This window comes from Acinetobacter nosocomialis NIPH 2119 (genome assembly GCF_000368085.1).
Classification (GTDB): Bacteria; Pseudomonadota; Gammaproteobacteria; order Pseudomonadales; family Moraxellaceae; genus Acinetobacter; species Acinetobacter nosocomialis.
Window position 1 is genome coordinate 2,671,909 of record NZ_KB849239.1, and the last position, 13,404, is coordinate 2,685,312.

General features: G+C 39.9%; 15 protein-coding genes and 1 riboswitch. Of the genes, 7 read left to right on the forward strand and 8 right to left on the reverse strand.

The window, feature by feature from the left end; genetic code table 11:
* The first annotated feature begins 87 nt into the window (after nucleotides 1–87).
* The gene (locus F984_RS16330) at nucleotides 88–843 is read left to right on the forward strand and encodes an SDR family oxidoreductase (protein WP_004710747.1); all 756 of its coding nucleotides are present in this window, start codon (nucleotides 88–90) and stop codon (nucleotides 841–843) included.
* A gap of 51 nt (nucleotides 844–894) precedes the next feature.
* Here F984_RS16330 and hemW read toward each other — a convergent pair whose 3' ends face one another.
* The gene (hemW, locus tag F984_RS16335; protein WP_004710749.1) at nucleotides 895–2,049 is read right to left on the reverse strand and encodes a radical SAM family heme chaperone HemW; all 1,155 of its coding nucleotides are present in this window, start codon (nucleotides 2,047–2,049) and stop codon (nucleotides 895–897) included.
* Between the two features lie 117 nt (nucleotides 2,050–2,166).
* Here hemW and F984_RS16340 point away from each other — a divergent pair, with 117 nt between their 5' ends.
* Both F984_RS16340 and abeM read left to right on the forward strand, forming a co-directional pair.
* Complete coding sequence (locus tag F984_RS16340; protein WP_001984522.1) at nucleotides 2,167–2,628, forward strand: DMT family transporter; 462 nt, start codon at nucleotides 2,167–2,169, stop codon at nucleotides 2,626–2,628.
* 32 nt (nucleotides 2,629–2,660) lie between these two features.
* Entirely contained in the window at nucleotides 2,661–4,007 is a 1,347-nt protein-coding gene (gene abeM / locus F984_RS16345; protein WP_004710751.1) for a multidrug efflux MATE transporter AbeM, read from the forward strand.
* A gap of 33 nt (nucleotides 4,008–4,040) precedes the next feature.
* On the opposite strand, the gene F984_RS16350 is transcribed toward abeM, so the two are convergent.
* A complete protein-coding gene (locus tag F984_RS16350; protein WP_004710753.1) occupies nucleotides 4,041–5,291 on the reverse strand; it encodes an acyl-CoA dehydrogenase family protein in 1,251 nt (416 codons plus the stop codon).
* A 32-nt stretch (nucleotides 5,292–5,323) separates the two neighbouring features.
* On the reverse strand, nucleotides 5,324–6,571 hold the full coding sequence (locus tag F984_RS16355; RefSeq protein WP_004710755.1) for an SfnB family sulfur acquisition oxidoreductase: 1,248 nt from the start codon (nucleotides 6,569–6,571) through the stop codon (nucleotides 5,324–5,326).
* A gap of 257 nt (nucleotides 6,572–6,828) precedes the next feature.
* Here F984_RS16355 and F984_RS16360 point away from each other — a divergent pair, with 257 nt between their 5' ends.
* The 3 genes from F984_RS16360 to F984_RS16370 all read left to right on the forward strand — a co-directional run bounded on the left by F984_RS16360 (nucleotide 6,829) and on the right by F984_RS16370 (nucleotide 9,069).
* Complete coding sequence (locus tag F984_RS16360; protein ID WP_004710757.1) at nucleotides 6,829–8,127, forward strand: ABC1 kinase family protein; 1,299 nt, start codon at nucleotides 6,829–6,831, stop codon at nucleotides 8,125–8,127.
* A gap of 101 nt (nucleotides 8,128–8,228) precedes the next feature.
* Nucleotides 8,229–8,483, forward strand: coding sequence for a type B 50S ribosomal protein L31 (locus F984_RS16365; RefSeq protein ID WP_001224256.1), 255 nt, complete (start codon nucleotides 8,229–8,231; stop codon nucleotides 8,481–8,483).
* A gap of 253 nt (nucleotides 8,484–8,736) precedes the next feature.
* A complete protein-coding gene (locus tag F984_RS16370; protein ID WP_000046495.1) occupies nucleotides 8,737–9,069 on the forward strand; it encodes a HopJ type III effector protein in 333 nt (110 codons plus the stop codon).
* A 458-nt stretch (nucleotides 9,070–9,527) separates the two neighbouring features.
* Here F984_RS16370 and crcB read toward each other — a convergent pair whose 3' ends face one another.
* The 4 genes from crcB to F984_RS16390 form a co-directional block, all read right to left on the reverse strand.
* Entirely contained in the window at nucleotides 9,528–9,908 is a 381-nt protein-coding gene (gene crcB / locus F984_RS16375) for a fluoride efflux transporter CrcB (protein ID WP_004710759.1), read from the reverse strand.
* Between the two features lie 124 nt (nucleotides 9,909–10,032).
* Nucleotides 10,033–10,099, reverse strand: a riboswitch (Fluoride riboswitch).
* A gap of 44 nt (nucleotides 10,100–10,143) precedes the next feature.
* Nucleotides 10,144–10,554, reverse strand: a complete 411-nt coding sequence (locus F984_RS16380) for a GFA family protein (RefSeq protein ID WP_000084236.1) — start codon at nucleotides 10,552–10,554, stop codon at nucleotides 10,144–10,146.
* 77 nt (nucleotides 10,555–10,631) lie between these two features.
* Nucleotides 10,632–11,837, reverse strand: a complete 1,206-nt coding sequence (locus F984_RS16385; RefSeq protein ID WP_004710761.1) for a TIGR03862 family flavoprotein — start codon at nucleotides 11,835–11,837, stop codon at nucleotides 10,632–10,634.
* Nucleotides 11,827–12,465, reverse strand: coding sequence for a class I SAM-dependent methyltransferase (locus tag F984_RS16390; protein WP_080631572.1), 639 nt, complete (start codon nucleotides 12,463–12,465; stop codon nucleotides 11,827–11,829). Before F984_RS16390 ends, F984_RS16385 begins: the two co-directional genes overlap by 11 nt.
* 87 nt (nucleotides 12,466–12,552) lie before the next feature.
* Between F984_RS16390 and F984_RS16395 the strand changes: the two genes are divergently transcribed.
* A complete protein-coding gene (locus F984_RS16395) occupies nucleotides 12,553–12,747 on the forward strand; it encodes a DNA gyrase inhibitor YacG (RefSeq protein ID WP_001138289.1) in 195 nt (64 codons plus the stop codon).
* On the opposite strand, the gene F984_RS16400 is transcribed toward F984_RS16395, so the two are convergent.
* On the reverse strand, nucleotides 12,744–13,388 hold the full coding sequence (locus F984_RS16400; protein ID WP_004710763.1) for an MBL fold metallo-hydrolase: 645 nt from the start codon (nucleotides 13,386–13,388) through the stop codon (nucleotides 12,744–12,746). The two genes, F984_RS16395 and F984_RS16400, sit on opposite strands and share 4 nt — an antisense overlap.
* Between the last annotated feature and the right edge of the window lie 16 nt (nucleotides 13,389–13,404).

The following is a 13,404-nucleotide window of genomic DNA, read 5'->3' on the forward strand; positions in this document are numbered from 1 at the left end:
TTAAACCAAACTAGCACAATTGATCAAAAATTACCGCCAATCTAGACTAAAAATACATTAAAACAAGTCATCATAGGAACAATCATCATGACAACTCATAGCCTCAAAGATAAAGTTGTATTGATTACTGGCGGTGCTAAAAACCTCGGCGGACTCATTAGCCGAAAATTTGCAGAACAAGGAGCAAAACTCGCAATTCACTATAACAGTTCAGAAACTCAAGCAGATGCCGAGCAAACACTCGCAGACGTAAAAGCCTTAGGTACAGATGCAATTCTAATTCAGGCAGATCTAACAGATATCGATAACATCGAGAAGTTATTCTTAGACACTAAGCAGCATTTTGGTGGAATAGATATTGCGATTAATACAGTTGGAAAGGTCTTAAAGAAGTCGTTTTTAGAAACGACAGAACAAGAGTTTGATAGCATGAGCGATATCAACTCAAAAATTGCCTATTTCTTTATTCAATCGGCAGGTCGACATTTAAATAACGGCGGAAAAATCTGTTCAATCGTGACTTCTCTTCTTGCAGCCTATACTGGACTCTATTCAACCTATGAAGGTTTAAAAGCACCTGTTGAGCATTACACCCGCGCTGCATCGAAAGAATTTGGTGACCGCCAGATTTCTGTAACTGCTGTTGCACCAGGTCCAATGGACACACCCTTCTTTTATGGCCAAGAGTCTGCTGAAGCAGTCGCTTATCATAAATCAGCTTCAGCTTTAGGTGGACTTACTAAAATTGAAGATATTGAGCCTCTCGTTCGCTTTTTAGTCACTGATGGTTGGTGGATTACGGGCCAGACGATTTTCGCAAATGGCGGTTATACTACCCGCTAAAATTAAAAAAGCCGCATCTCATCGTGCGGCTTTTTCTTTAGGACTATTTAATTATAAAAACTCTTCGAGTACCGAATTTAAGAAAATATGCCCTTGCTCTGTACAGGCCAAACGAGTGCTGTCCTCTACCAGAAGTTTCCTTGCCCGTAATGAAGTAAGCACATCATTTAAATCATCTAAACTTAAGCCTGTACGCTGTTTATATAAATCGGCTTTTACCCCATCATTTAAGCGTAAAGTATTCATCATAAATTCAAAAGGTAGTTCATCTGCTTCAATCTTTTTCATTTGCAAATGTTCTGCTGGAACTTTAGCTAAATAGTCTTTCGGCAAACGAGTCTTTTGGAAACGATAGACGCCATCTGGCTGTGTTACTTTGCCATGTGCACCTGCACCAATTGCAAGATAATCACCAAACTCCCAATAATTTAAATTATGAGCTGAAGGCTGCTCTTTACGCCAAGCTGACACTTCATAATTGATAAAGCCATTTGCTTTTAGATATGCTTCGCCTTGCTCTTGAATATCTTCTAACACTTCATCTTGAGGTAAAACAGGCTGTGTTCGGAAAAACACGGTATTTGGCTCAATAGTAAGTTGATACCAACTGATATGTGTAGCACCATGCTCTACAGCCATCTTTAAATCATAAAGTGCTTGTTCGAGTGTTTGTTCAGGCAGACCATGCATTAAATCGACATTAACTCGCTTAAAGCCTGCTTGTCTTGCTTGCTCTATTGCATCCATAGCATTGTTTGCTGAATGAATACGTCCAAGCTTTTGCAAGTGATCTGTATTAAAAGTCTGTACACCAATCGACAACCGGTTAATACCCGCCTCTAAATAGCCTGCAAACGGGTCATGTTCTAGTGTTCCCGGATTAGCTTCTAAAGTAATTTCACAGTTATCTTCAAATTTAAGTAATGACTTAAGCTGCTCAAACAGCCATGTATAACCTTTAGCAGAAATGAGTGAAGGCGTTCCCCCACCAATAAATACACTGTGAATTGAACGCCCTTGGGCCATCTCAACTTGAGTTTCAAAGTCGGCCACTAAGGCTTTTAAATAGATTTGCTCGAGTTCTGACGAAAGCGCACCATCAGGCACCGCATGCGAGTTAAAGTCACAATATGGACATTTACGCACGCACCAAGGCATGTGGATATATAAAGATAACGGAACAGAAGCAGGGTTTAATACAGCCAAGGAACAGGGTCCAATTTACACAATATTTCTATTTTAACATGACTGCATCAATGGGCTTATGAAAACATACCTTAATTGCTTTAGACTGTTTTTAAACATACTTAAATATTGATAAAAATGATGAAATTCTCTAGTCAACTTTTCCTGATCTTACCCTTAGCTATGGGAATCGGTGTTGCCATGGCTTTTCAGACTGCAATCAATGCTCAGCTTCGTGAGCAATTACACTCACCATTACAAGCGGCATTGTTATCATTTTTCATAGGCACTATTGTCTTGGCCATTATGGTGTTCTTCCAAAGTGCTGAAAAACCCTCTTTAAGTGAAATATCTAATATTCCTTGGCTTCTTTGGACCGGAGGATTTCTTGGGGTTTATGCAATTAGCATGAGCATTTATACTGCACCTAAGCTTGGTTTTTTAACCTTTACAGGGTTAGTCGTTTTTGGACAATTGGTCATTTCTATGTTACTTGATCATTTTGGCTGGTTAGGCACCGAAAAGACACCTGTTACATGGCAACGGTTTCTTGGTGGAGTGGTCATCTTTGTTGGTGTGTTACTCACCTTGCAGCGCTAGTTTCATTTTTATATTTATAAAGAGTACCTTTTGTGTCGAATGTCACGTCGTTTCGGGCTGAATTAAAACAACTCTTCCATTTAATGTTACCTATTTTAATTACGCAGTTTGCTCAAGCAGGGTTCGGGTTAATTGATACCATTATGGCTGGGCATTTATCTGCCGCAGACTTAGCCGCTATTGCGGTAGGTGTAGGTTTATGGGTTCCGATTATGCTTCTGTTTAGTGGAATCATGATTGCCACTACGCCGTTAGTTGCAGAGGCAAAAGGCGCTAGAAATACAGAACAAATTCCTGTGATTGTTCGTCAGTCATTATGGGTTGCCATCATTTTAGGTGTAATGGCTATGCTCATTTTACAGCTTATGCCTTTTTTCTTACACGTATTCGGTGTTCCAGAAAGCTTAAGACCTAAAGCAAGTTTATTCTTGCATGCTATTGGGTTAGGTATGCCTGCCGTAACTATGTACGCAGCGCTACGTGGCTATTCAGAAGCTTTAGGCCACCCACGTCCTGTAACCGCGATTAGCTTATTGGCCTTAGTGGTTTTAATCCCGCTTAACATGATTTTTATGCATGGCTTAGGACCAATTCCAGCGTTAGGTAGTGCAGGCTGTGGCTTTGCAACCTCCATTTTACAATGGCTAATGCTGATTACTTTAGCAGGCTATATTTATAAAGCTTCTGCTTATCGAAATACCTCTATTTTTAGTAGATTTGACAAAATTAACCTGACTTGGGTTAAAAGAATTTTAAAGCTTGGCTTGCCAATTGGTTTAGCAGTGTTCTTTGAAGTAAGTATTTTTAGTACAGGCGCATTAGTCCTTAGCCCATTAGGTGAAGTGTTTATTGCTGCACACCAAGTGGCTATTTCAGTTACCTCTGTGTTGTTTATGATTCCGCTATCACTTGCAATTGCCTTAACCATTCGCGTGGGGACATATTATGGTGAAAAGAACTGGGCTTCCATGTACCAAGTACAAAAGATTGGTCTAAGCACAGCAGTATTTTTTGCTCTATTGACCATGTCTTTTATTGCTCTAGGCCGTGAACAAATTGTCTCGGTTTATACTCAAGATATAGACGTTGTACCTGTTGCCATGTATTTGCTCTGGTTTGCAATGGGGTATCAGTTGATGGATGCTCTACAAGTCAGCGCTGCCGGCTGTTTAAGAGGTATGCAAGACACTCAAGCACCAATGTGGATTACCCTAATGGCTTATTGGGTGATCGCTTTCCCAATCGGGCTTTATTTGGCACGTTATACACATTGGGGCGTAGCTGGCGTATGGCTTGGTTTAATTATTGGTTTAAGTATCGCCTGTGTTTTACTGCTCTCAAGGCTCTACCTAAATACAAAGCGCCTAAGTCAAACCTAATAAAAAAGCCGATGAAATATCGGCTTTTTTATTTTATGCAGACTTTGCCCGCGGGCTTGCTCCAATTTGCCAGACAAAAGGTAAATCCGTACGGTTTACTTCCCAATCTCCAATCACTTTTTCTTTATAAATAAGCGGATTATGTGAAGATACAGTCCTTGCATTACGCCAGAAACGGTCAAGTTGTTTCGTTTGGCTACTTGCTGATGCACCTAATGCATTAAATAACTGACTTGTTAAATCAAGCACTAAATTAGAAATTACGACCTGCCCTTGTGCCGACTCAAGCTCGGCATCTACATTAAACTGATGCTCTTTCACTTCAGACTCGGCAAAATGGCTTTCATAAGCCTTTTGTAATGCCTCGGCCGTTTTCAAGGTGATTGCTTCACTTGCATAAGCTTGAGCTGAGGCCTTACCGACCACTTGTAAAACTTGTGGGTCGTGACGAACCAAGTCACCATTACCATGACTAAAAATACGTTTGCGTTCACGAATTTCCTGACTGAACGTCTCGACTGCAGCGCGCGCAATACCGGTTAAAGTTGCAAGATGCACCACCTGATAAAAAGCGGTTTGATACTTAAAACGTTGATCAAATGGAATGAGGTTTGAAGCTGGCAAATGAACTTGATGTACTTTTAAAGTACCACTGCCGGTTGTCTTTTGACCAAAGCCATCCCAATCATCAAGCACACTTACACCTGTTTCATGACGGTAAATAGCAGCAATCACATGACGGTCATTTACCTCATCGTAAGCAAATAAATCAATCCAGTCAGCAAAAATACTTCCTGTTGAATAGTACTTTTCGCCATTTACCACCAAGTTACCCGAAGCGTCTTTGGTGACACGTGTAACGACATCACCAATCTGTACGTTTCCAACTTCTGTCCATGCATTTCCGACTAAATCGCCTTGTATAAAACGCTGAAACCAGACCTCTTGTGAGTGCTCTTTATGAGCAACCAAACGGTCTTCAACAAATGCAAAATGACCACGTAAAGCTTGTACAATATTGGAATCAGCTTCTGCTAACTCTGCTAAAAGCTGGAACAGTTGAGGTAATGAAACCCCATCTCCACCATATTTACGGGGTACTCGTACAGCACCCAACTTAGCTTCTTTTAACCACTGAATCGGTTCAAAAGGTAAGATTCGCTCTTTTTCCCGTTGAATTGCACCTTGCGCAATTTTCTCAAAAATAGGACGAAATCTGTTTGCAACCTTTTCATAATCCGCACCGACCGATAGTTCTTCTAATTCAATTTGAGCTGTTGTCATCGTTATTCTCCTAATTTTGTTTTTTCTTCAATTTAACTCCATGCATGACGAGGTGGTTGAACTCCATTGAGGTAGTAGTTACCGACAATGTGATATTTCCAACGCACAGGGTCATGCAAGGTATGGGTACGGGCATTGCGCCAGTGACGGTCAAGGTTGAGTTCAGATAAAGTAGAACGCGTACCCGATAACTCAAAAAGTTTATTGGCAGCCAAAATAGCAATTTCTGTGGTAAGTACTTTTGCCTCGGCAACCAATAGTGTCGCTTGGTTTACATGTTCTTCGCTGGTGTCAGCAATCGCCTGATCAATTGCATCTCCAGCCAAGTCAAGGACTGCTTCTGCTGCACGCAGTTTGATTTTTAAGTCACCAATATTTGCAATGGTGTAAGGGTCATCACTGGCTTTTTCCAGACCTGAATCAATCCATGCACGGCTGTGATTTTTGACGTATTGAATCGTTTCTTCAATTGCACCACGCGCAATACCTGCATCGACTGCAGCCTGAATAAACTGAGAAATAGCACCTGCTGGTGTTGGGCGTTCAAATGCTTGGTAAATCGGAACTAAATATTCTTCACGTACTGGCACCTGATTTAGTTCTACCGTGCCACTAGCGGTGGTACGTTGTCCAAAACCAGACCAGTCATTAATAATATTGACCCCAGAAGTTTCACGTGGCACAAGTGCAGCATAAGGTTGTCCTTGTTCATTTACAGCAACAATTGGAATCCAATGTGCGAGCAAAGCACCCGTTGCAAAGAATTTTTTGCCATTAATTTCATAGCCATGTTCGGTCTTTTCAAGTTTAGTCGTGAGCTCCGCGACTGTCTTACTGTGTTTTTCCGAAAATGCATTGCCAAAACGAATTCCTCTTAGCACCAAATTAAAGAAGAACTGTTGCTGTTCAGGTTTCGCATCTAGTCTTAAATGTTCAACAAAAGCCAAGTGATTTTGAGGCAACTGAGCAAGAGAAGGATCGACACTTGCAATTGTTTTGATCACTTCTGCTAAAGTTCGATACTTGACTTGTGCGCCACCAAATTGCTTAGGTACTGTAATGGCCCACAGGCCGCTTTGTGAGAACTGCTGAATTTCATTTAAGGGTAAACGGCGTTCTCTATCACGATCTGATGCCTCTTGTGCAAACTCTTGAGCAAGTTGCTTGGCAATCTCAATTGCTTCTTCATCAGAACGAATAATATGTGCATCTTTCGACTGCTCGAATACAGATAAAGGAACCGCTTGAGAGCGCCCATAGGACGAATTTAGACTGGTCATAACTTTTATTGTCTCTATTTCTTATTTAACATGTCCTTCACCTTAGCACTAAAAAAACAGCGACTTTATAGATATTAAAGCTTTGTTTATGAAATGAATTTTGAAAACCTTTTCACATTTTTTACTTTAAAAATAACGTTTTGTTTTTCGAAAATTTTCTTACATGCGATAAACAATTTCATATAGGCTTTTTAAGTTTTGTCACCTATGATCAAAACTAGACAATATTATGTTGTAGTCAACGAGGTATCGAAGATATGGCAAAGAATGCAAGTTCACCTGGCAAACGATTTATGAAACTTGCAGGAATGACCGCGAGCATTGCAACAAAAACCGTTTCTAACTCGATTCGAAACCTGACTGCGGATGAAGAACAGAAACTGGCTGCAAAAACTAAATTGTTTCAAGATATCGGTCTACAGATTGCAGACACCTTAGGCGAAATGAAAGGTGCTGTCATGAAAGTTGGGCAAATTGCATCGCAATATAAAGATATCTTCCCACCAGAAGTTGCTAAAGCAATATCAAAACTACAACGCCAAGCTCCAGCCATGCCTTTTGCAGCGATTCAGCAACAAGTTGAACGTGAGCTTGGAAAACCGCTCAACGCTGCCTTTAAATCTTTTGATGAACAGCCTTTTGCTGCTGCATCGATTGGACAAGTTCACAAAGCAGTTTTGCCAAATGGTGAACAAGTTGTGGTTAAGGTTCAATATCCCGGTGTTGATGAAGCCTGTGAAAGTGACTTAAAACAAGTACGTTTAGCACTACGCTTAATGGGTGTACTTAAGATTGATAAAAAGCTGCAAGATCAGCTTTTTGCAGAGATTCAAGATAGTCTATCAGCAGAGCTTAACTATGAAATCGAAGCTCAAAATCTTGAGGTCTTTAAAACTTTTCATAGTAAATTAGACGACAAAATTATTATCCCGACTGTTTATAAAGATTACTCTTCAAGACGTATTTTAACCTTAAGCCTTGAACAAGGTGACAGTATTGAAACTGCTAGTTCTTGGCCTATCGAAATTCGAAACACAATTGGCCGTCGTCTAATCCGCGCTTTAGGTCAGGAAATGTTCTTTTTAAAACGTTTTCACTGTGACCCTCATCCGGGTAACTTTGCCTTCCGCCAAGATGGCAGTGTCATTATTTATGACTATGGCAGTGTTAAAACACTTTCCAATGAAATTGTTTACAGTTTCAAACGACTGGTGAATGCAGCTCGTCATGAAGATATTGATCTTATTGAAACCGAATTACTTGCCCTGCACTCTTTGACCGAAAAAGGTAAATTCCCGAGCGATCTTTATAAACTCTGGATTGAAGTGTTATTGCGTCCGCTTACCAAAACCTATGATTTTGCAGAGAATTCATCCCATCATGATGGCATGTTACTCGTGAAAAAGTCTTTAAAATATTGGGATGTCTTTAAACCTTCACCAGATACATTAATGGTTAATAGAACCATTTCAGGACACTACTGGAACCTCATTCACTTAAAAGTACATGACAACCTGAATGATTTATTTGAAGAACTTGTTCCGCCTTCTAACTAATTCAATGAACTGATCAATGTAACCTTTCAGAGGTTACATTGACTTATCTGTTGTTATGTTATAACATTTCTTTAATCAAAAATAATTTAGGACAATCTCTCATGCGTAAAGATATTCATCCTGCTTACCAACAAGTGTTATTTCATGACACCAATGCAGACGTATACTTCTTAATTGGTAGTACCATTCAAACTAAACAAACTAAGGAATATCAAGGACAAGTCTATCCTTATGTGACTCTTGATATTTCGAGTGCTTCACATCCTTTCTATACAGGTGAAGTACGTCAAGCAAGTAATGAAGGCCGTGTTGCAAGCTTTAACAAACGCTTCGCTCGCTTTAATCGTAAGAGTTAATCTTATGTTAAGTTTTAACCAATACACTTAAATCATTGGAAGCCTAAGACTCATCTCCTCCACTTAGGCTTCTTTTTTTATGTGCATTTTTTCAATGATTTTCTAAGGTGTGTATAAAGTTAAACTTATCCACAATTTTCACAAGAATGCTTCTGATTCTTTTCAACAACCCATCATTTTTTATAACTCCCAAGCTTTCAAAGCATGTATTCAATGCTATGCTTAAGCCCCATTTGATAGGAAGTTTAAGATTATGGCACAAGAGTTACTTGCCCAATTACAAGCAGGCACAGCAAAATTTTCAGACGTTTTAGCTTATATTGAAGCACGCTACCAACATACTCCAACAGCTTTTCAAAATGGCGCACAGCATAACGCTGCAACTGAAAATCAAGGCAGTGCAAAAGTTTTCTCTTTTGCTAAGTTACAAGGTTTAGACCAAGCACAAACTTTAAGTTTATTTGCAGAGCACTACGCATCTGTATTGGCTACACCAGAAGGAACTGATCATCAAAATATTCGTCAGTTTATGCAAAATGGTTGGGATGGTGTGAAGTTTGAAGGTCAGGCTTTAACTGAAAAATAATACGATTTAAATAAATAATAGAAATGTCTTAATTTTTTATTATGAGCACCGCCTTAAAAGGAAGTGATATCCAAATGATGGATTGTATAGGCTAAGCTTACTTTTCAAGGATGAAAAGTAACAAAAATCCTTTGTTACGCTGATGCTACATCCATGTAGCACAGCGAAACGACGGCATCCATGCCGTCTGTCACGATAGTAAATGACTAATTATTAATTAAACTATTTGATTAATCTCTTACATTGGATACTCGGAAAATCATCAACAGCCTGACTCGAATCAGCAATATAATGTTTCTGCGACATATTGGATAATTGTAAACAGATAACAGGTTCTGTTGATGAAAATGGTTTTGCCTACTTTTGCCGAAACAAAAGTAGGTCGAGCCGACGGCTAATCCAGACATAAAACTTTATTGAAAAGACTCTGCAGTAAACATTTCAGCCAGAACAAATACTCAATGTCCCGCTACCCAATAATAAGTCGCCAACCCCAAACACGTAAAAATTAAAGACCCAATTAAATGAATAGAAATCGCCAACATCGCCATTCCCCACTTACCACTTTGCAATAAAGTCACAATCTCAATCGAGAACGTTGAAAAAGTAGTTAAAGCACCACAAAAACCGGTAATCACAAAAAGTTTATAATTCGGGCTCAAATCACTATGAGCAAAATAAGCCATCGCAAAACCAATAATAAAACCACCGATTAAATTAACAGTGACAGTACCCAGTGGAATTTGCGGATAAATCGGGTTGAGTTTTAGACCTAAAAACCAACGCAACCACGCCCCTAGAACTGAGCCTAAAGCAATTGAAAGTAAAGGATAATACATAGAACTACCCCTTTAGTGAGATGCTAAAAGAGCAAATAAAAATGATGGGAAACGTGACATGGCGTACTCCAAAAATAAGCAGAGTACGCAATAACCTACGTACCCAGCGATATAAATACATGAGGGTAACGTAGGCATCATTAGCCAATACGGCGGTTTTTCAAGGGAGGAATGCCATCTCCCTGTTTTAAGTATATTAGATCATCTAAGATTTGATTAAAACATACTTTTTAAATCATGGACGTTCATCGTATTGCGGTAAATCGTCACAAATACTTTCCCACTCTGCTTTTGAAGCAGCAAAAATATGCATTGTCGGCTTTTGATCTAATGGTGTATCTAGTGTCCCAATTCTTAAACGATACAGTTCAGGCTGGGCATCACGCGAGCTAATAAGCGGTGAACCACATTCGCTACAAAACCAACGGTACACACCATTCACAGCAAATTTTTTAACAAGGTCTTCACCTTGCGTAATTTTAAAATCTGCACTGTTGATAGGAGCATTCGTGGCAAATGCTGTTCCATTGGCTTTCCGACAGCGTTGGCAGTGACACTGAATAATATCTCCGATATCGCCTTTAATTTCATAGCGGATACCCTGACATAAACAACTTCCTTGATAAACTGGTGATGTCTGAGACATGTTCTCATAAATCCTATTATTATTGATCGCTCAAAAATAACACTTTTCACATACCAAACATAGCACCAAATTCGCTGTTATTTTTCTAAGAATGAATGCACACCTTCACCAGCTGCTCGGCCCGTAGCAAAGCATGCTGTCAGCAAATATCCCCCTGTAGGAGCATCCCAATCCAGCATTTCGCCACAGCAAAAAACACCTGAAGTTTGTTTCAGCTCTAAACTTTCAGTTAATGCATCTTGCTTGACACCACCAGCACAACTAATTGCTTCTTCAATCGGTCTAAAACCATCTAACTTAATTTGAAGTGCTTTAATTTGCTGAGCCATAGCCTCTGGTTGGCTCCATAGCGATTTATCTACAACTTCTCTAATTAAGTTAATTTTAGATGTGTCTAAGCCTGCTTTACGCCAGATATTAGTAAGCGATTGTTTTTTGCTAGCCTGTAACTTTTTAACTAACTGTGTAAGCTCTACATCTGGCAATAAATCTAAAAATAGATTTAAGCTTTTTCCTTGTTTTTGTTGTTCTCTTAAGGCACGTCCGAGTTTATAAATGACCCCACTTTCTAAACCGTAGTGAGTAATCACAATATCACCATGAGTAACTTGGTTAGCTTCAACCCACGCATTGATACGTTTTAAAGGTTCCCCAAAACAACTTTCCATAAAAGCTGACCAAGTGTGCAATACCCCTGCGTTACTCGCTTGAAAAGGTTCGATACTGGATTGATCCATCCATTTTTGCCAAGCGCCATCACTACCCAATTGAGACCAAGACACAGCCCCGCATGCTAATACCACTGCATCATATTGTTGGGTAAAAGTTTCAGTGCTTTGATTATTTTGGTTTTCTAAAGTCACTTTTGTACCTTGCAAATTAATACAACGATGACGATAAAAGAATTTAACTTGCTGTTCTGCTAAACGTTTTAACCAAGCACGAAGTAAAGGAGCCGCTTTCATTTCAACAGGGAAAATACGACCGGAACTACCTACATACGAGTCTATTCCCAGACTTTTCATCCAGTTCTGAATCCAGACTGCATCCCATTTTTTAACCCACGGTTTGAGCCATTCTGCATGGTCATAACGTTCAATGAACTGGGCTAATGGTTCAGCATGCGAAATATTTAAGCCCGTTTTGCCTGCCATCAAAAACTTACGCGCAGCCGAAGGTTTTTGCTCAAACACATCAATATCATAAGCATACTGACTCAGTACCTCAGCTGCCATTAAACCAGCCGGACCAGCACCAATAATGGCAATCCGCTTATTCGCCATGTGTTTGCCCTTGCAATGGCGCAAACTCATCAAATCGAGTTTTATAACCTTCCGGCTTGGTCATAATGAGCTGCTGACAAAGCTCACCACGCTCTAAATATTTAATTTCAAAATGAGTGCGTGCAGAGGTTTGCGCAATTTTTTCTTTTTGGTAAGGCAGCTTCCACACGTTTAATAACTGTTGTTCAGCTTCTTCAATATATTCAGGAATATTACTTGCTAAAGTAATAGTTCCACCTGTTTTCAGGCGTGATAACAGGAACTCAAAAAATGGCATGTTCAACCAGCGTTGTGCTGGATTATGAGGTTCTGGGTTCGGATAGAGAATAAAAAAATGTTCAACTTGAGCAGGGTGTAAAGCATGTACAACCCAAGGTAAAGCATCTGCATGTACAGGTACCAAGTTGTCTCTTGGTTCCAAACCATGCTGCTTTTGCATGGCTAAGAATTTTTCTCTAGTTCGTTCAATTGCATATAACGTGTGCTGAGGATTTTGCCCACTAAATAGCAAAGCATGTTTACCTTTGCCTGCCCCAATTTCTACACAAATCGGAGTATTTTCAATTGGGGTAAAGTCACGAGGCGCTTGCATACGTTGTGCTTGAAATTGACGAATCTGCATAATCACATCAAACTAAATAAAAATCGGCACAAGTCTAACAAGTCACCTGACTTTTGCCTAATCTATTTCTCTTCACTTTGAGGATATCGCTTTATGCCACGTACATTCCCCTGCCCACGTTGTGGTGAACCAAGTGTTTGGGAAGGCAATGAATTTCGTCCGTTTTGTTCTGAACGTTGTAAACTCATTGATTTAGGCGCTTGGGCAAACGATGAATATAGACTGCCTACCCAAGATGCTCCTCAGCAAGACAAGGGTAGTCAGCATGAAGATGATTATGAAGATTAACCCGCTTTACCTGCGACAAAAGGGTTAAATTGTTTTTCATAGCCAATGGTACTCATTGGACCATGACCCGAAATAAACTGGGTTTGATCTGGCAAGCTAAAGCATTCACGTTGAATCGATTCAATGAGTTGCTCATGGTTACCACGTGGAAAGTCTGTTCTGCCTATTGAGCCTTTAAATAGGACATCGCCAGTCCAGAGTAAACCATGATTCTTGTTATAGAACATGACGTGACCTGGTGTATGTCCTGGTGCAAAACGCACCTCAAACTCATCTTCACTGAGTTTTAGCACTTCACCGCCTTCAAGCCATTGATCAACTTTTACTGGCTGTGGAATTGGAAAACCATAACGTGCTGAAACCTCCTGAATCATATCTAGCCAGAACTGATCTTCTTTATGCGGACCAACAACAGGAACACTCCATTCTTGTGCGAGCTCACCCACCGCCCCTGCGTGGTCTAAATGCCCATGAGTGAGCCATAACGCTTTTACTTTTAAACCTAAGGCTTCTACTTCTTTCTTCAAAACAGCAGCGTCACCGCCTGCATCAATCAAAACTGCTTCTTTTGTTTCACTGTCCCAAACTAAAGAACAATTTTGAGCAAAAGCAGTAACTGGAACAATTTTGACTTGCAGCATAAGAACCTCTGGCTAA